At 36.6% G+C, this 18,976-nt stretch carries 17 protein-coding genes; 16 read left to right on the forward strand and 1 reads right to left on the reverse strand.

What is annotated here, in order from left to right; all coding sequences use genetic code 11:
• The first annotated feature begins 42 nt into the window (after positions 1–42).
• The 15 genes from MKZ18_RS01035 (at position 43) to uvsE (ending at position 17,862) form a co-directional block, all read left to right on the forward strand.
• On the forward strand, positions 43–2,130 hold the full coding sequence (locus MKZ18_RS01035) for a BglG family transcription antiterminator (RefSeq protein WP_061786327.1): 2,088 nt from the start codon (positions 43–45) through the stop codon (positions 2,128–2,130).
• Positions 2,131–2,135: 5 nt separating this feature from the next.
• The gene (locus MKZ18_RS01040) at positions 2,136–3,278 is read left to right on the forward strand and encodes a mannitol-1-phosphate 5-dehydrogenase (protein ID WP_025910575.1); all 1,143 of its coding nucleotides are present in this window, start codon (positions 2,136–2,138) and stop codon (positions 3,276–3,278) included.
• Positions 3,279–3,354: 76 nt separating this feature from the next.
• Entirely contained in the window at positions 3,355–3,897 is a 543-nt protein-coding gene (locus MKZ18_RS01045; protein ID WP_061786328.1) for a GNAT family N-acetyltransferase, read from the forward strand.
• Positions 3,898–3,974: 77 nt separating this feature from the next.
• A complete protein-coding gene (gene budA / locus MKZ18_RS01050) occupies positions 3,975–4,676 on the forward strand; it encodes an acetolactate decarboxylase (protein ID WP_025910579.1) in 702 nt (233 codons plus the stop codon).
• A 193-nt stretch (positions 4,677–4,869) separates the two neighbouring features.
• Positions 4,870–5,412, forward strand: coding sequence for a helix-turn-helix domain-containing protein (locus tag MKZ18_RS01055; RefSeq protein WP_061786329.1), 543 nt, complete (start codon positions 4,870–4,872; stop codon positions 5,410–5,412).
• A 26-nt stretch (positions 5,413–5,438) separates the two neighbouring features.
• Positions 5,439–6,548, forward strand: a complete 1,110-nt coding sequence (locus tag MKZ18_RS01060) for an ABC transporter ATP-binding protein (protein WP_061786330.1) — start codon at positions 5,439–5,441, stop codon at positions 6,546–6,548.
• Positions 6,538–7,338, forward strand: a complete 801-nt coding sequence (locus MKZ18_RS01065; protein ID WP_076513556.1) for an ABC transporter permease — start codon at positions 6,538–6,540, stop codon at positions 7,336–7,338. The genes MKZ18_RS01060 and MKZ18_RS01065 overlap by 11 nt, the downstream gene beginning before the upstream one ends.
• A 1-nt stretch (position 7,339) precedes the next feature.
• Entirely contained in the window at positions 7,340–8,143 is an 804-nt protein-coding gene (locus MKZ18_RS01070; protein ID WP_025910587.1) for an ABC transporter permease, read from the forward strand.
• Entirely contained in the window at positions 8,140–9,213 is a 1,074-nt protein-coding gene (locus MKZ18_RS01075) for an ABC transporter substrate-binding protein (RefSeq protein ID WP_025910588.1), read from the forward strand. Before MKZ18_RS01070 ends, MKZ18_RS01075 begins: the two co-directional genes overlap by 4 nt.
• Before the next feature lie 266 nt (positions 9,214–9,479).
• Positions 9,480–11,057, forward strand: coding sequence for an IS1182 family transposase (locus tag MKZ18_RS01080; protein WP_138116520.1), 1,578 nt, complete (start codon positions 9,480–9,482; stop codon positions 11,055–11,057).
• 203 nt (positions 11,058–11,260) lie between these two features.
• Positions 11,261–12,361 carry an acyltransferase gene (locus MKZ18_RS01085; protein ID WP_025910590.1) on the forward strand — a complete coding sequence of 367 codons (1,101 nt, stop codon included), beginning with the start codon at positions 11,261–11,263 and terminating at the stop codon, positions 12,359–12,361.
• 230 nt (positions 12,362–12,591) lie between these two features.
• A complete protein-coding gene (locus MKZ18_RS01090) occupies positions 12,592–13,677 on the forward strand; it encodes a D-alanine--D-alanine ligase (protein WP_061785873.1) in 1,086 nt (361 codons plus the stop codon).
• Positions 13,678–13,743: 66 nt separating this feature from the next.
• The gene (locus MKZ18_RS01095; protein WP_340842975.1) at positions 13,744–15,117 is read left to right on the forward strand and encodes a UDP-N-acetylmuramoyl-tripeptide--D-alanyl-D-alanine ligase; all 1,374 of its coding nucleotides are present in this window, start codon (positions 13,744–13,746) and stop codon (positions 15,115–15,117) included.
• A gap of 193 nt (positions 15,118–15,310) precedes the next feature.
• The gene (locus tag MKZ18_RS01100) at positions 15,311–16,819 is read left to right on the forward strand and encodes a DEAD/DEAH box helicase (RefSeq protein WP_025910595.1); all 1,509 of its coding nucleotides are present in this window, start codon (positions 15,311–15,313) and stop codon (positions 16,817–16,819) included.
• 74 nt (positions 16,820–16,893) lie between these two features.
• Positions 16,894–17,862, forward strand: a complete 969-nt coding sequence (uvsE, locus tag MKZ18_RS01105; RefSeq protein ID WP_076513561.1) for a UV DNA damage repair endonuclease UvsE — start codon at positions 16,894–16,896, stop codon at positions 17,860–17,862.
• A 35-nt stretch (positions 17,863–17,897) separates the two neighbouring features.
• Here the strand turns inward: uvsE and MKZ18_RS01110 are convergent, their stop codons facing one another.
• The gene (locus MKZ18_RS01110; RefSeq protein WP_283880482.1) at positions 17,898–18,491 is read right to left on the reverse strand and encodes a rhomboid family intramembrane serine protease; all 594 of its coding nucleotides are present in this window, start codon (positions 18,489–18,491) and stop codon (positions 17,898–17,900) included.
• 91 nt (positions 18,492–18,582) lie between these two features.
• On the opposite strand from MKZ18_RS01110, the gene acpS reads away from it, so the two are divergent.
• Entirely contained in the window at positions 18,583–18,951 is a 369-nt protein-coding gene (acpS, locus tag MKZ18_RS01115) for a holo-ACP synthase (RefSeq protein WP_025910601.1), read from the forward strand.
• Positions 18,952–18,976 lie beyond the last annotated feature (25 nt).

Here is an 18,976-nt window from a genome sequence, read left to right on the forward strand (position 1 = left end):
CTTTTTGAAAGGCGTTGATTTCTTTAGATAAGAAATGAGTTGATGCATGTGTTTATTACGTCCAGGGAAAAGACCATTATTGAGTTAATCATTAAAACGTCAGAAAAACATACGGCTTTATCCATTGCTAGTTTTTTGAAGGTAAGTGCTAGAACAGTACATCGGGATTTGAAAGCAATTGAATCCTTACTGAAGCAATTTAATTTGCAATTAGTTCGTACACAAGATGAAGGACTAATAATTAGCGGTAAAGATGAACAGATTTTCAAGTTGATCCAAGAACTTATGAAAGTTCAACCTACCGATCAGTCTCCGAAAGAACGTAAGCTACTATTGGTTATTAAGCTATTGGAAGAAGCATCTTTTAAGCTCCAAACGCTAGCTAAAGACTTAGGTGTTAGCATCACTACCTTAACCTCGTACTTGGATGAATTAACAGATTGGCTTGAACATTACAGTATAACCCTTGTTCGAAGAAGAGGAGTAGGGCTAGAGGTCGTTTCAACTGAAATCAATAAACGAAAAGCGCTTGCTAATTACTTTCTTGTTTATTTTGGAGAAGAGCTAATCGAACAGCTTTTTTTACTTGAAAATAATCAGTCAAAGCAGGAAAAGGCTTTATATTATTTTAATACTGCTTATTTGGCAGAGGTAGATCGCATTGTTAATTTGAAAATAAATAAAGGTCATTCTAGGTTAGCGGATAGCGATTATATGGGGTTAATGATTCATATATGCATCATGCTACAAAGGTCTGAGAAGGGCTTTCAGTTAGAAGAATCGATGTTAATTAATGAAGCGTCAAATGAGTACAAATTAATCAAAAGTGTGTGTCAAGAGCTCGAAGCACAGTTTTCTCTCAGCATTAACCCCAATGATATTACATTCTTAGCTGTTGTATTGCGAGCATCCAAGTTTCAAGTAGCCAACGCAGTGGATTACGATAGTCTAGTTTTAGGACGCATTATTAAGCGAGTTATTCAAGATGTTTCTAATCAGCTACACATTGATTTAACAAACGACTTTTCACTATTTCAAGGCTTGTTGGCACATATGGAACCATCTATATTTCGCATTCAACAGCACCTAGAAGCATTCAATCCTTTAACAGAAGAGATAAAAAAGAAGTATCCGCTGCTGTTTATGGCAGTAAGAAACAGCATGGAAAAAGAGTTTAAAGAGTTATCTTTTTCAGATGATGAAATTGCATATGTGGTTCTCCACTTTGGTTCTGCTTTAGTTGTGCGAGAGGAAAATGTGGTAATTAAAGCTTTAGTTGTATGTCCAACAGGCATTGGTACATCTAAGATGCTAGCGAGTCGGATAAAAAAAGAATTTATTGAAATTGATTCTGTTGATGTGAAATCAATTAAAGAAATTCATGAAACGAATACAGAGAGGTACGATCTTATTATTTCAACCGTTCGTTTACCATTTTTAGCATGTGAATACATCTTAGTTAATCCGCTGCTTAGCGATGAAGACATTAATTCTATTCGGACCTTTCTTCAAAAAAATGTGGAGGAGCTAACACAAAAGAACCGATATTCAGCAAAAAGCAATATAACCGCTACTTCAATTCCAGCTAGTAGGCCGCCTTTTCAACAAATAATGAAAGAAATAAAAGAAGTGTATACAAGTATTGATTCAATTTTTGACAATCTAAGAATTTACCGAGAAAGTTCGGAGATAGACCATGAACGAATCATTGCTCGTATGGTTGCGGCTGCTGAACGCGAAGCTTTGGTTTCAAATAAAGAAGCTATTGTCCAACAACTCAAGGAAAGAGAAGAAAAAGGGGGACTTGGTATTCCAGAAACAAGCATGGCTCTTTTTCACTGTCGTCATGAAGGAGTAGGAAAACTATTGTTTCAAATCTCTCATTTACACTATCCGTGTCAGGTAAAAGGAATGGATGGAAAGATGATGGAAGTCCGAAACCTACTGCTGATGTTGGCGCCAGAAAATCTTACCATCCGCGAGCAAGAGATTTTAAGCTTAATTAGTACAAACTTGATTGAAGATAAAGAAGCGATGATGATTTTTTCTTCGTCTAATGAAGAGATGATTCGAAAAAAACTGGAAGATACATTTTATGAATACTTACAAAATAATTTAATAAAGGAATGATAAGTGTGAAAACAGTTGTACATTTTGGCGCAGGTAATATTGGAAGAGGGTTTATCGGTTCACTATTTGCTCAGTCGGGATACCACGTTACGTTTGTTGATATTGCGCAAACAGTTATTGATAAACTCAATGAAGGTAAAGGGTACCATGTGAAAACCGCAGCAGAAAATGCCGAAGTGATTGAAGTGAATAATGTGTCTGGCTTAAATAATATGACGCAAGAGGAAGAAGTATTGGACGCTTTAAAAACGGCTACCTATATCACAACAGCTATCGGACCAACAATTTTACCTCGTATTGCGCCGTTGATTGCAAAAGGCTTAGCAGCTCGCGTCAAGGAAAACGATGAGAAAGTGTACGTTATTGCATGTGAAAATCAAATCTCGGCAACGGAATTACTAAAAGGTTATATTCTAGAAAACCTAGATGAAGAAACAAAAGAAGAGCTTTCTAAAAAAGTATCATTCTTTAACTCAGCAGTCGATCGTATTGTACCAATTCAATCGAATCCAGACTCTATTGATGTATTGGTTGAGCCATATTATGAGTGGGTAGTAGAGACAACAGAAGATATTCCAACAGTTGAAGGAATGAAAATTGTTCCGGACTTAGCGCCATTTATCGAACGTAAGCTTTTTACGGTTAATACAGGACACGCCGTAATTGCCTACTTAGGGTACTTGCAAGGAAAAGAAACAATTCATCAGACATTAGAGGATGCTGAGATTTATGAACAGGTACAAAAGACGTTGAAAGAAACAGGTGCGTATCTTGTTCAAAGGTATGGTCTTGATCAAGGTGAACATGAGGCATATATTAAGAAGATTATTGAGCGCTTCAAAAATGCTTATTTAAACGACTCTGTTAATCGTGTAGGGCGTTCACCTATTCGTAAGCTAGGCTCTCAAGATCGATTAGTTCGTCCAGCTGTAGAAGCAAAACAAGCAGGTTTGCCATATGCAAACTTAGCAAAGGCAATCGCTGCAGCATTGCTGTTTAATCCTTCAGAAGATGAAGAAGCTGTTCAGCTACAGACAATGCTTGAAGAACACGGTATTTTGTATGTGCTAAGTAAAGTGAGCGACTTACATGAAAACGATGATTTAACTCAAGAAATAATTAAGCACTACTCTCAATTACAGAAATAAAAATATCTTTTCCAAAACGAGCCTTATAATAAAAAGAGGCTCGTTTTCTAATGGAGTAAAAGGGGAGAGAGGATCCATGATAAAACCAAAAATATTTCAAGTTAACGGAACGGAGTATACTGTTCGACCTGCTAAAGTCAGTGATGCACCTGCACTTGCTGAATTGCGGTTACAAATTGATGGTGAAACAGAACATTTCGATCGTGTACAAGGAGAAGGCCTGATTGATGAAGGGGAATTTAAGGAGTTAATTTTGCTGGACACGTCTATACCCAACCATTTATTTCTCGTCGCGGAAGTAGAAGGGAACCTTGTTGGTTTTTCTAGATGTGAAGGCAGTCATCTGAAGCGACTCAAACATCAAGTCGAATTTGGAGTAGGTGTCATAAAAGAGTTTTGGGGATTAAAAATAGGTCAGGCATTACTAAGTCAATCGATTCTTTGGGCTCATCATCAAGGTCTTGTTAAGATGACGTTAAAGGTCATTGAAACGAATAAAAGTGCTATATATGTTTACAAAAAGTATGAGTTTGAAATAGAAGGAATTTTAAAGAAGCATAAGCGTCTATCTGATGGTCATTATTACAACACACTTATTATGAGCCGCTTTTTTAGCTGAATCATTCGTTTCGACTTCTCTTCAGAGGGAATACTTTCTATATCAATAAGTATCCGTAGGGAAGGGAGAAAAGATCGATGAGCTCTATTATTTATCAAAAATCTACGATGGTAGCATTGCTAGAAGGTGTTTATGATGGAACAATGACAAAAGAAGAGCTTTCTCAAAAAGGAGATTTTGGCCTGGGAACATTTCAGGCGTTAGATGGTGAAATGCTAGCGGTAGATGGGGGTTTTTATCATTTAAGAGAAGGAAAAGCGGTAGAGGTAGAAGCAAAAGACGTGCTTCCATTTGCCGTGATGACGTATTTTAAAGGCCAAACAGAAATGATTTTAGATGATGTATTAACTCAGAAAGAGCTTGAGCAACAGCTAGAAGCTCAAATGAGTAGTGAAAACGTCTTTTATGCAATTAAGATAGAAGGAGTTTTTAAACAAGTAAAAACAAGAACGGTAGCGAAACAAAGAAAGCCATATCCACCAATGACGGAAGTCGCTGAAAGCCAACCTGTTTTTGAACTGGAAGATGTAAAAGGAACAATGGTAGGTTTTTTTACGCCAAATTATGTAGCAGGTGTAGGAATTCCAGGATACCACTTCCATTTTATTGATGAACATAAAACGGCAGGTGGTCATGTTTTAGATGTAACAGTTCAAGATGTAAAGGTAATCTTAGAAGAAAAAACGTTTTTGGAATTGGACTTAGATGATACTCAGCGTTTTCGTAATGCTAATTTAGACAAAGAAAATATAAGAGAGGAAATTGAAGAAGTGGAATAAAGCATCGTTTAAGCGATGCTTTTTTTAATCCAAGTAAATGGAAATTTTTAAGTGACATAATTGCAAAAAACTCCTTGTGCTCAGCTTTAAAACATGTATAATAATACGAGTTGAAAGTAAACTTTAAGTTAAGTGTTACAAAACTTTATTTACTGGAAGTTTACTTATTTTAAACATGTTGAGGTTTAAATAAATGGAGATAGGTAAGAAGATTAAAAACTTACGTTTAAAAAAAGGATTAACGCAAGAAGAGCTTGGAGAACGGACTGACCTTAGCAAAGGTTATATTTCACAGTTAGAGCGAGATTTAAGTTCTCCTTCTCTTGAAACGTTTTTTAGTATTTTAGAAGTGTTGGGCTGCCAACCAAACGAGTTTTTTGATCAAGATAAAACGGTGCAAAAAGTTGTATATAAAAAAGAAGACTACACCAATTATTGTGATGAAGAAAAAGGCTATCACATTGAATGGTTAGTTCATGAATCGAATGAAAAAGAAATGGAACCTATTCGCTTAATTTTAGAAAAAAAAGGTGAATTTAAAGAATTTGAGCCTTCCTTATCTGAAACCTTTGGCTATGTGCTAAAAGGAGCTGTTATTGTTCAAATTGGTCAGCGAACGTATGAAGCGAAAGAAGGAGAAACGATTTACTTCCAAGCTGCTGAAGAGCATAAAATGTTCAATGCCTATGACGGCGTCACCGAGCTTATTGTAGTAGCGACAGAATCATATTTATAAAGAGATTAAGAGGAGAGACGATTGAAATGAACGATAATCAAGCGATTATTCGCTTTGAAAATGTAACAAAGCAATACGACAACGATTCAATAGTACTTGATAATGTAAGCTTTGAAATTGAAAGAGGAAAGTTTTATACGCTACTAGGTCCATCAGGGTGTGGTAAAACGACTATCTTACGCTTAATTGCAGGGTTTACAGAGGCTTCAAGCGGAGATATCTATTTCAACGGTAAGAAAATTAATTCCGTGCCGGCTAACAAACGTCAAGTAAATACTGTGTTTCAGGATTATGCATTGTTTCCGCACCTTAATGTATTTGAAAACATTGCATTTGGATTACGAATAAAAAAAGTAAAGAATACAGAAGTCAAAAAGCGAGTGAGTGAAGCACTTCGATTCGTTAATTTGGAAGGATATGAAAATCGTGAAATTAAAGAGATGTCTGGAGGGCAACGCCAGCGCGTGGCAATTGCTCGAGCAATTGTAAACCAACCGGAGGTCATTTTACTTGATGAACCGCTATCGGCACTGGATTTAAAACTGCGTACGGAAATGCAGTATGAACTAAGAGAACTTCAACGCCGATTAGGTATTACATTTATTTTTGTTACGCATGACCAAGAAGAAGCACTAGCGATGTCTGATGAAATCTTTGTATTAAACAAAGGACATATTCAGCAAAGTGGTGCACCAACAGATATTTATGATGAACCAATTAATCGCTTTGTAGCAGATTTCATTGGGGAGTCAAATATTATTCCAGGAAGTATGGTTGAGGACTTTGTTGTAGAGTTTGCGGGTGAACGTTTTGAATGCGTCGATAAAGGCTTCGACCCAAATGAAAAAATAGAGATTGTTATTCGTCCGGAAGACTTAGAAATTACGGATCCAGAAAAAGGTAAAATTCAAGTGAAGGTTGATTCTCAGCTGTTTAGAGGGGTTCATTATGAAATTTGTGGATACGATAAGGATGGAAACGAGTGGCTTGTGCATTCAACAAAAAAAGCAACAGTAGACGAAGAAATTGGTCTTTACTTTGATCCTGAAGCAATTCACGTTATGCGCTTTGGTGAAACAGAGGAAGAGTTTGATAAGAGGCTAGAAGCATATGGTGACGAGACTCATGCAAACTAAGTCACGTAATATTTATTTAGTACCGTATCTGCTTTTTATAGCTTTGTTTGTTATTGCACCGATTGCCTTAGTTGTTTATTACTCGTTCTTTGATATTCACAATGAGTTCACTTTAACCAATTATGAAAAGTTTTTTACACCTGTTTATTTAAAAATGACACTCAGCTCGTTTTGGTATGCTTTTTTAATTACGCTATTTTCATTATTAATTGCTTATCCTACAGCGTACTTGTTAACTAAAACAAGACATAAGCAACTATGGCTGTTGTTGATTATTTTACCAACTTGGATTAACTTACTGCTAAAAGCATATGCGTTTTTAGGGATTTTCGGTACGTATGGAACAATTAACAGCTTTAGTGAGTTTTTAGGATTTGGCACTCATCAAATATTATTTACTGATTTTAGTTTTGTTTTTGTATCTGTTTATATCTTTATTCCATTTATGATTTTACCAATTTTCAACTCGCTAGAAGAACTGAACCCTTCTTTAATATATGCATCGCGTGATCTAGGGGCTTCTTCATGGACAACATTCCGTCGAGTTATATTCCCACTCACATTAAATGGCGTGAAGTCAGGGTGCCAAGCGGTCTTTATTCCTGCGCTATCACTCTTCATGATTACTCGTCTAATTGCCGGGAACCGAGTGATTACGCTTGGTACTGCAATTGAGCAGCATTTCTTAGTAACACAAGACTGGGGAATGGGAGCGACGATTGCGGTCTTCTTAATTATTGCGATGGCAATTATGATGATTGCAACTGGAACTAGAAAGAGAGGACTATAAAATGATGAAGAAATGGAAATGGAGCAATATATATTTAATTTTAGTTTTTGTCATTTTATATGCGCCAATCTTTTACCTTATGTATTATTCATTCAATAGCGGTGGTTCAATGAGAGAGTTTGAAGGCTTTACATTGCAATGGTATAAAGAAGTCTTTCAAGATACAAGGTTATTAATCATTGTATTAAACACTCTTATTATTGCTTTGCTTTCATCCGTAATTTCAACAATTCTTGGGATTATTGGAGCGCTTGCAATTATTTATGTGAAAAGAAGAAGAGTTCAAAATACGCTGCTGACGTTAAACAATGTTCTCATTGTTAGCCCAGATGTCATCATAGGAGCTTCTTTCCTTATTTTATTTACGATTGTTGGAATTAAGCTTGGCTTTACATCTGTTCTACTGGCCCACATTGCTTTTAGTGTTCCAATTGTTGTTATTATGATTCTTCCAAAGCTTCAAGAAATGAGTCCAACTCTAATTGATGCAGCACGGGATTTAGGGGCGAGCCGTTTTCAAGTATTATCAAAAGTTATTTTGCCGTTTATTTCACCGGGAATCTTTGCAGGATTCTTTTTAGCGCTGACTTATTCGTTAGATGATTTTGCAGTTACGTTCTTTGTAACAGGCAACGGATTTTCTACACTGTCGGTTGAAATTTACTCACTAGCAAGACGCGGCGTATCATTAACGATTAACGCACTGTCTACGCTAATTTTCTTATTTACTGTGCTCTTAGTAGTAGGCTACTATTTTGTTAGCCAGCGTAATCTTCGTACGAAAGGAGGCGGGGTTGAGAAATGAAACAATTAATGCGGTCATTTGTTGTTATTGTAGCCATTTCACTCGTCTTAATGTACGTTGTATCTCGGTTAAACTCTGCTCAGGGATATTCAGGAGGTAATACCTTGACCGTGTATAACTGGGGTGATTATATTGATCCAGAAATTATTGATGAGTTTGAGGAAGAGACTGGGATTAAAGTTATCTACCAAACGTTTGATTCCAATGAGGCAATGATGACAAAAATTGAACAAGGTGGCACCACGTTTGATATTGCGGTACCATCAGAGTACGCGATTAGCAAAATGAAGGAAGAAGATTTACTACTTCCTGTAGAACATAAGCAGCTACCTAACTTAAAACATATTAATCCACGCTTCCTCAACTTATCGTTTGATGAAGGAAATAGATATTCTATTCCTTACTTTTGGGGAACAGTAGGTGTTGTTTATAACAAAGAAATGCTAAATGGCAAGGAGATTACGAGCTGGGACGATTTATGGGACCCAGAATTAAGAAATCAAATCCTGTTAGCTGATGGTGCACGAGAAGTGATAGGAATGGGACTTAACAGCTTAGCCTATTCGCTAAATGACACGAATAAAACGCATTTAAGAGAAGCGAAAGAAAAACTAGATACGTTAACACCCAACGTTAAAGCGATTGTTGGAGACGAAATTAAAATGTTGCTAGCAAACGAAGAGGCATCCGTCGGTTTAGTTTGGTCTGGTGATGCTTCAGAGATTATGAGTGAAAATGAAGATCTAGATTATGTAGTCCCAGAAGAAGGGTCGAACCTGTGGTTTGATAATATGGTAATTCCTAAAACAGCAAAAAATATTGAGGGTGCTCACCAGTTTATGAATTTCATGTTAGACCCAGAAATCGCAGCTCGAAATGCTGAATATGTAGGGTATTCAACGCCAAACGAAAAGGCTCTTGATTATTTACCGGATGAAGTTGCAGAGGATAAGCGCTTCTATCCAGATGAAGCATTAACTGAAAAGTTAGAGGTGTATGATAATCTAGGAAAAGAAATGTTAAGCTACTACAACGAATTATTTTTAGAGTTTAAAATGCATAGAAAATAGGTGTTGTTTTCACTCCCTTTATCTCACCAACAAGGATAAATGTGTAAAATAAATAGGTTTTACTCCCTGTTGAAAAGATAAAAATAGACCTTTAATATAGAGATAAGAAAGAGGCTGGGACAAAACCCTCCTCTGAACCGAAAAAGCCGGTGAAATTTTACGACGAGTAAAATTTCACCGGCTTTGTTTATTTTTACATTAAAATAAGGACCACTTCTGATAAAATAAAGTTACCATACAAAATCTTATCGGAAAGAAGGGTCCTTATGTTTAAAGATTATAACATGAATCAAGTGGTTTTGCCTTTAGATTTAGAAATAAAATTACAAGAAAATGATATTGCCTTCGCCGTTCACCATCTCGTTGAACATATTCCAGATGAAGCCTTTGCCGGCTTCTTACAGAAAACGGGGTGTCCTGCTTACCATCCACGCATGATGATGAAAATCATTTTATGTGCCTACACACAGTCAGTTTTTTCAGGAAGAAAAATTGAAGCGCTTCTCAAAGATAGTATACGTATGATGTGGCTAGCTCAAGGTTACGAACCGAGCTATCGGACAATCAATCGATTTCGTGTTCACCCAGAAGTTCAAGTGCTTCTTCGTGAGTGCTTTGTCCAGTTTCGATGTCAGCTTATTCAAGAGAACGAGATTGATAATGAAGCAATCTTCATTGATGGAACGAAGATTGAAGCAAATGCCAATAAGTTCACATTTGTCTGGCGCAAATCAATCGAAAAGTATAGTGCGAGCCTCTTGGAGAAATCAACCCAGCTGTATGACGAACTAGTAGAAAGAGAAATTATTCCACAGATCGAACGAGAAAGTTCGGACGAACTTTCTGTTGAAGAATTATCTCTAATCACTAAAAAATTAGAAGAAAAGGTTGAAGAGTTGACAAAAGAAATTGAAGCAAGTGAAGATGCCGATGAACGAAAACAACTGCGATCAAGCAGAAAAGAACCGAAGAAAGCGTATAAGCAATTTCAAGACTTTGTGAAACGTAAGTTAAAGTATGAAAAAGACATGGAGATTTTTAACGAACGGAATAGTTATTCAAAAACAGATCATGATGCCACGTTTATGCGTATGAAGGATGACTACATGAAGAATGGCCAACTGAAGGCGGGGTATAATGTGCAAATTGCGACAGAAGGTCAATATACACTTGCTTACGATGTCTTTTCAAATCCAACGGACACACGAACACTTTGTCCGTTTCTTGACGCAATTGAACATCACTACTTCGAACTCCCAGACTATATTGTCGCAGATGCGGGATATGGAAGTGAAGAGAATTACCTCGATGTGCAGAACAGAAAGCGTACGCCTCTTATCACATATAGTATGTATCGAAAAGAGAAGAAAAAACGCGTTAAGAATGACCCATTTCAGACAGCGAATTGGGATTATCATGAAGAAGATGATTCCTTTACTTGTCCCAACGGGAATAAGTTGACGTTTCGTTACAAATCGCATCGCACAGACCGTTACGGATTTACAAGGTTATTCAATGTGTACGAATGTGAAGACTGTTCAGGTTGTCCTTTTCGTTCACAATGTACGAAGGCGAAGGAAGGAAAGAACCGAAGAATCCATTATAACGAAAAGTGGGAACAACAAAAGAAAAGCATTCAACAGCTGCTTTCAGAAGAAAAAACGGGTAAAATCTACGGAAAACGTAAGATTGACGTAGAACCAGTTTTTGGATATCTGAAGGCTAATTTGCGTTTCACTCGAATGTCCGTAAGAGGCAAAGAGAACGTGAAAAACGAATTAGGGTTTGCGTTCATGGCGGTGAATGTACGAAAGTACATCGCCTCCAGCGTAAAATGTGCATAGACCAATCAAACAGATCAACAAAAAAGGGTTCTCATCATCAAAATGCGATGATGAGAACCCTTTTTCATTATTTTTGGCTAGTTATGTCCCAGCCTCTTTTTTTATGAAACTTTTTTAAAAATAGGGGAAAAGTAAGGCGTAACACTTATGGCATAGGGGAATAGAGATGACGTGTTAAATTTTTTCATAATAGGAGACAGAATGTGAAGAAACAACAAATTGAATCAATTTATTTTTTAAGATTATTTGCCATGATGATGGTTGTACTTGTACACGTAACGGCAGCGTATGCAAGCGTCCTTCCATATAGCGGTGATGCGTATCAGAAGTATCATTTTATCAACCGCATTATTCGGATTGAAGCGGGAATCTTTATTGTGATTACAGGACTCGTATTCTTTTATAGCTATATAAAAAAGCCGTTAACAAAAGAGTTATGGAAAAGTTACTATAAGAGGCGAGTTACATATATTCTTATTCCTTATATCATTTGGGCATTGATTTATGAAGCATATTCAATTTATGTAGGTGCAAGAGAATTTAACGCGACAGAAATTTTGCTGCGCATTTTAAAAGGTGAATCTTACTATCAACTGCACTTTATTTTCTTAATTGTGCAAATTTATCTTGTTTTACCTGTTTTTATATGGATCGCTCAAAAGTTTACTTTTTTTCGCCGCTATATGTGGTTATTCGGAGTCGTCTTACAGTTAGTTTATCTTCAATTAAATTCAATGTACGGTCTTGTATCATTTACTTTATTTATTAGTTCATTATCTACCTTCCTATTAGGAGCATGGATTGGTGTTTACTATAATGAACAGAAAGCAAAAAGCGCGAATAAATCTACGATTGTTTTGCTAATTATTGCTTTAATTGCAGGAGCAATCGTCTCTTCTTTACATTATTATGTGTATACAATTAAGACACTTTACCTATCAGGGGTTATGTACGAGACGATTAATACGTTTTATCTCGTGTTAGGAAGCTACGTAGCATTTCGTATAGGAGAGATCTTAGCTGCAAAACTTCCTAGAAGAGCTGTTATTACAGTTCGAAATATTGCAATGTACTCTTTTGGCTTTTATTTAATCCATCCTTTAGTATTAAATATTGTTTCTGAATTTGTACCTGCAAATAGTAATCAATTGTTTCACATTGAAATGCTAATTCGGTATGTATTAACTTTAGCTTTATGCTACCTCATTATATGGGCTTGTCATCGGTTTTTACCGTTTGCAAGTTTATTGTATGGAAAGCTTCCAAAGAAAGCAGTATTCTTATACAAGCATGAAGTACAATAATAATAAAAGTGGTAAAAAGATCAACTCTTTTACCACTTTTTTATTGGAGTCGGAATTCCCTTACTGATTTGAACAGAAGCTGTTACGATAGCAGATAAGTCAAAAAAAAATTATAATTTGACTCACATCTGCCCACGTTTTACATAAGTAATAAAGAAAGAAACTGTTTCCTATAAGGATAGAGAAAGTGATAAAATAGAAAAGATTAAATTGTGTTAGGAGGAACACTTGTGAAAATTAAGCTTGGTCTTTTATACGGGGGAAAATCCGCTGAACATAAAGTATCTTTACAAACAGCTTTAGCAGTAACAAAAGCAGTTAACCATGATAAATACGAAGTACATCCAATTTATATTACTGAAACAGGCGAATGGGTTCGCGGTACAAAGTTGACGGGTCCACTTGAAACGGTAAACGAACTTGAAATTAGTAACAGTGGTACGGTCATTTCACCAGTATCTTTAAATACAAATATGTTTGCTTTATCCGACGTGAAAAATGAAGAAACGCTTGATGTAATTTTCCCACTTTTACACGGTCCAAACGGTGAAGATGGAACAGTCCAAGGGCTGTTAGAATTATTAAACCTACCTTATGTAGGAAACGGCGTTTTAGCATCTGCAGCAGGGATGGATAAAGTCGTGATGAAGCAACTTTTCTCTCAAGCAGGTTTAAAGCAAGTAAAATATGAATATTTTATTCGCAAAGAGTGGGATGAGAACCGTGAAGCAGCATATGAAGTTGTTGAGGAAAACTTAGGTTACCCATGCTTTGTCAAACCAGCTAACTTAGGTTCAAGCGTTGGTATTAGTAAGTGTGATAATCGCAAAGAATTAGAAGCGGCATTTGAGGAAGCGTTCCAATTTGACCGTAAAATTATTATTGAAGAAGCGGCAATTGGACGCGAAGTGGAAATCGGTGTATTAGGTAATGATGATCCATCGTGCTCAGTTGTTGGAGAAATCTTACCAAAGGCTGCTTTCTATGATTATAAAGCTAAGTACGAAGATGGTAGCACAGGTCTTGCTATCCCGGCTGAAATTAGCGAAGAAACGTATGTAGAAATGAAAGAATTGGCAATTAAAGCATTTAAAGCAATTGACGGTTCAGGACTTGTTCGTGCTGATTTCTTCTTAACAAAAGAAGGCGAGTTAATCATTAATGAGGTAAACACAATGCCAGGGTTTACACCGTTTAGTATGTTCCCATTATTATGGAAGCATGCAGGTGTTGAATATCCGGTGTTAATTGAAACATTAGTGGATTTAGCGCTTCAGCGTCATGATGAAAAGCAAAAAATTAAACATACGATGTAAGAAAAAGGCTGACACTATTCAAAATGAATAGTGTTTCTGCTTTTTGCGAAAGGAGTTATAAGCATTATGATTAATCGAAAGCTAAAAGATGTGGTGAAGATGATTCCAAACAGCAGTTTAGCTCATGGTGACGAACAGGTTCATATTAAAGGTGTTTCAATTGATACAAGAACACTGCAACCAGAAAATTTATATGTACCAATTAAAGGTGATCGCTTCAATGGACATGAATTTGTTGAAAAAGCAATTGAAGCAGGTGCTGTGGCAACCTTATGGAACAAAGATGAAAAAGATATTCCACAAAATTTACCTGTCATTTTAGTAGATGATACGCTTGAAGCACTACAGCAATTAGCAAAAGCGTACCGTCATGAATTAGCGGTAAAAGTGGTAGGAATTACAGGAAGTAACGGGAAAACAACAACAAAAGACATGGTGGATGCTGTTTTATCGACAACGTATAAAGTTTTGAAAACAGCAGGTAATTTTAACAACCATATCGGTATGCCATTAACAATCTTGCGTTTGGAAGAAGATACTGATATTGCTGTCCTTGAAATGGGAATGAGTAGTCGCGGTGAAATTGAATTTCTCTCAAACCTGGCTGAGCCTGATGTTGCTGTCATTACAAACATTGGTGAATCCCATCTGCAAGATTTAGGTAGCCGAGAAGGAATTGCTGAAGCAAAATTTGAAATCACAAGCGGTTTATCTGAGCAAGGACAATTTATCTTTAATGGTGATGAACCACTTCTAACAAGTCGAGTGAATAATCCAAAGTTTAAAGCCATTACGTTTGGAAGCTCACCAAATAATGACCTTTTTTTAACGGATATGACAAGAGAAGAACATGGAACGACATTTTTCGTTTCACGTGAAACACAAAAGTTTTTCATTCCTGTATTAGGTGAGCATAATGCACATAACGCAATGGCTGCTATTGCTGTTGGTCGCTATTTTAACCTGAGTAATGAAACAATTGCACAAGGATTAGCTGGCTTGAAGCTGACAAATATGCGAATGGAATTAGTGAAGGCTGAGAGTGGATTAACGTTTATTAATGATGCGTATAATGCAAGTCCAACATCAATGAAAGCAGCGATTAAGTTAATCCATGAGATTCAAGGTTATAACAAGAAAATCTTGGTTTTGGGGGATATGCTCGAACTTGGTGATCAAGAAATACAATTTCATAAAGAGATTGGAAAATTTATTGACCCTGCTGCAGTGGAATATGTATTTACATACGGTCCACTAAGTAAGGAGATTGCCTCAGGAGCACAAGAGAATTTTCAAGAAGGAAAAGTTCTTCATTTTGACGATAAAGATACGTTAGCAGATCACTTACAATCTGTTAGTTCTTCAAATGATATTGTATTGGTGAAAGCATCTCGAGGTATGAAGCTTGAAGAAGTAATCACTAAAGTGATGTCGAAATAAGAAGACGAATAATAGAATAAGCTCTATTGCAAATAAAAACTCATAGTGTTATGATGTAGTTTGAGTGTCTTGAGATGCTTATTCTCTAAACGTTGATTTCATTAAGTAATCGTTTAGAGCATTTTCCGGGTATCGGGGAATGCTTTTTTTTGTAAAATATAGATAGTCTAAATATAGAAGGAGTTTGAAAAATTTGGCATTATTTCAAGAGTTAGGTTTAAGTCCACAGCTAAACAACGCTGTTAGTAAAATGGGTTTTGAGGAAGCTACACCAATCCAGTCTGAAACAATTCCTTTAGCGCTACAAGGTCATGATTTAATTGGACAAGCACAAACAGGAACTGGTAAAACAGCAGCATTCGGTATTCCTCTTATCGAAAAAGTAGATGCAAGCGTTGATGCAATTCAAGGTTTAATTATCGCACCTACACGTGAACTTGCTGTACAGGTATCTGAAGAACTTTATAAGATTGGACAAACAAAACGCGTTCGTGTTTTACCAATCTACGGTGGTCAAGATATCAGCCGTCAAATTCGCGCTCTAAAGAAACGCCCTCACATTATCGTTGGAACACCAGGACGTATGTTAGATCATATTAACCGTCGTACACTTCGCTTACAAGATGTTCACACTGTTGTATTAGATGAAGCGGATGAAATGTTAAATATGGGATTCATTGAAGATATTGAAAAAATCTTATCTAATGTTCCTGAAAATCATCAAACGCTATTATTCTCAGCAACAATGCCTGACCCAATCCGCCGCATTGCTGAAAAATTCATGAGCGAACCTAAAGTTGTAAAAGTAAAAGCAAAAGAAGTAACAGTTCCAAACATTCAACAGTACTACGTTGAAGTACAAGAAAAACGTAAATTTGATGTGTTAACACGTCTTTTAGATATGCAGTCACCAGAATTAGCTATTATTTTTGGTCGTACAAAGCGTCGTGTTGACGAGTTATCAGAAGCTCTAAACGTACGTGGCTATTCAGCTCAAGGAATCCATGGTGATTTAACGCAAGCAAAACGTCTATCTGTTTTGCGTCAATTTAAAGAAGGTTCTATTGACGTGTTAGTTGCTACAGATGTAGCTGCTCGTGGACTAGATATTTCAGGCGTAACTCACGTTTATAACTTTGATATTCCACAAGATCCAGAAAGCTATGTTCACCGTATTGGACGTACAGGTCGTGCGGGTAAAATGGGTGCAGCGATGACGTTTGTAACACCAAGAGAATCTGGTCAATTACACAACATTGAGCGCACAACTAAGCGTAAAATGGATCGGATGACACCTCCAACATTGGATGAAGCATTAGAAGGTCAACAGCGTATTGCTGCAGATAAGTTAGTTGAAACAGTAAAAACAGGTAACTTATCTTACTATAAGCAATTAGCTGAAGAGCTACTAGAAGAAAATGAATCTGTAGCATTAGTAGCAGCAGCACTTAAGTTAGCAACAAAAGAGCCAAACGATGTGCCTGTAAACTTAACAGCTGAACCACCTGTTGTTGGAAAAGGTGATAAGAACAGACGTGGTGGTAACAACGGCAGTGGTCGTTCACGCTCTAATTCTAAAAACTATTCACAACAAAACCGTCGTGGAAACTCTAAGCGATTTGGAGATAAGCGCCGTAGCAATAATAGCGGTGGTCAAGGAAATCGCCAAAACAACCGCAAAGATTCACGTACAAAAGCATAAAAGAAAAGCGAGCCAATTGGCTCGCTTATTTTTTTGCCATCAGGAAATACTAAACGGAAAGTGAGGTGTTTTCTATGTCAACTTTAGTGCGCTTAGGATATGTAGCAATGAGTGTTCAATTACAGAATGCGTCTCCGTCTCAGACGATGACTTTTGCGCAGTTTCAACGAATTCAAAACCGAGAAGCTGCTATTTCTAAATTAGAGCGTATTTCTATTTCTAACTTAGAAAACTGTTTAAGGTTATTGAAGCATAATGTTTGGAGTGAAGTGGAATTTTTTCGGCTTAGTTCAAAACTCATTCCCCTTGCCAATCACCCAGAGATTAGTGATTGGAACTACATGAACGCTTTAAAGCCGGTCATTCTTGAGATTCGTCAGTTCCTAGAGAGGAATCCGATGCGCGTTGATTTTCATCCCGATCATTTTGTTGTGCTAAACTCTACAAATAAAGATATTTTAAAGCATTCCCTTGAAACCCTTCAAATGCATAAAAAGTTGTTAAAAGGAATGGGGATATTACCTAAAAACCGCTGTGTTTTACATGTAGGAGGAGCTTATAACGACAAAGAAAAAGCGCTTGAGCAGTTTATTCATAACTGGGGACTAGTACCTCATTCTATTCAAGAAATGATTATGCTTGAAAATGATGATACAACATTCTCTGTTCAGGATGCATTATACCTCTGCGAAAAATTGAACATTCCTTTAATATTTGATTTGCATCACCATCAAGCTAATCATGAAAACCCTGATTGGACAGAATATTGGTCTAGAATTGTTGCTACGTGGGAACAAGAAAAGCTTCCATTGAAAATGCACATCTCGAGTCCAAAAAGCTCAAAAGACTTTCGTGCCCATGCAGACTACATAAATGCAGAAGAGTTTTATCAATTTTTACAATCAATTTCTGGGACAATACCACAGATTGATTGCATGATTGAAGCAAAACAAAAAGATGCAGCGCTCTTTCAGCTGATGAATGATTTAAAAACATATGAAAGAATCGAAATAGTAAATGGATCTACGTTTATTGTAAAATAACAAGAGAACCGTTCGTTTAAAGAACGGTTCTCCTGTTATTTACGGGCAAACAAAATTGTTAATAGGTAGCCGCTTATAAAGCCACCGATATGAGCAACGTTATTTACTCCGCTATTTAAAAATCCAGATAGTAACCCTATAATTAAGAGCACAATGACAATTTGTTGATCGCTTTTTGTAAAATAAATTGTTTTGTTTCGAATGAAGTAAATATAGGCACCGAAAACGCCGAAGATTGCACCTGATGCGCCTACATGACTATAGTAAGCAGGCTGAATGATAAAAGTAAGTACATTTGCTAATAAGCCACACGCGATATAAAAACCAAGAAATTTATAGCGTGATAGCTCTCTTTCTAAACGTGGTGCAAATAAAAATAGTGAAAAAGAGTTAAACAGTAAATGAGCAAAGCTGTTGTGTAGAAACATGGATGTTGCCAAGCGCCAATATTCTCCTTGGCCAATGGCACCGTTATAACCAACAAAGTTATAAAATAAGGATTGAATAGGTTGGGCAGGAATTAAAAATAAAGCCCACAAGAGTATATGAATACAAAGTAGTAGAAATGTAATTGGATAGTAGGTTCTGAATTCGCGAAAGCTTTCGGTTCGAACAAAAATCGCAACCACTTCCTTTCATAAGGAAATTAGTATAGTTTGTTTTAGGTGCATTTCTTTATTTTATGCAGTATGCAAAAAGATAGAAGGGTGTGAAGAGCAATTGATTAAAGGGATTGGACTGGATATTACCGAGCTAGATCGAATTGAAAAGCTTGCAAAAAGACAATCTTCGTTTGTTACTCGTATTTTAACAAAAAATGAAAAGGCGAGCTACGATAAACTCCAAGGGAAAAGGCAGATTGAGTTTCTGGCAGGTCGTTTTTCAGCGAAAGAGGCCTATTCTAAAGCATTAGGAACAGGAATAGGAAAAGATTTAAGTTTTCAAGATATTGAAGTTCTAAATGAACATAGTGGAAAACCAGTGCTTTATACGCTAAATAAAAGCGATAACAAGTACATTCATGTCTCCATTTCACACAGTCAACATTATGTTGTAACACAGGTAATTATTGAAAGCTCGTCAAGCTAGTCTGCATATTCATATTCCCAACTTC

The sequence above is a fragment of the Priestia sp. FSL W8-0001 genome (assembly GCF_038050335.1).
In the GTDB taxonomy this organism is placed as follows: domain Bacteria; phylum Bacillota; class Bacilli; order Bacillales; family Bacillaceae_H; genus Priestia; species Priestia flexa.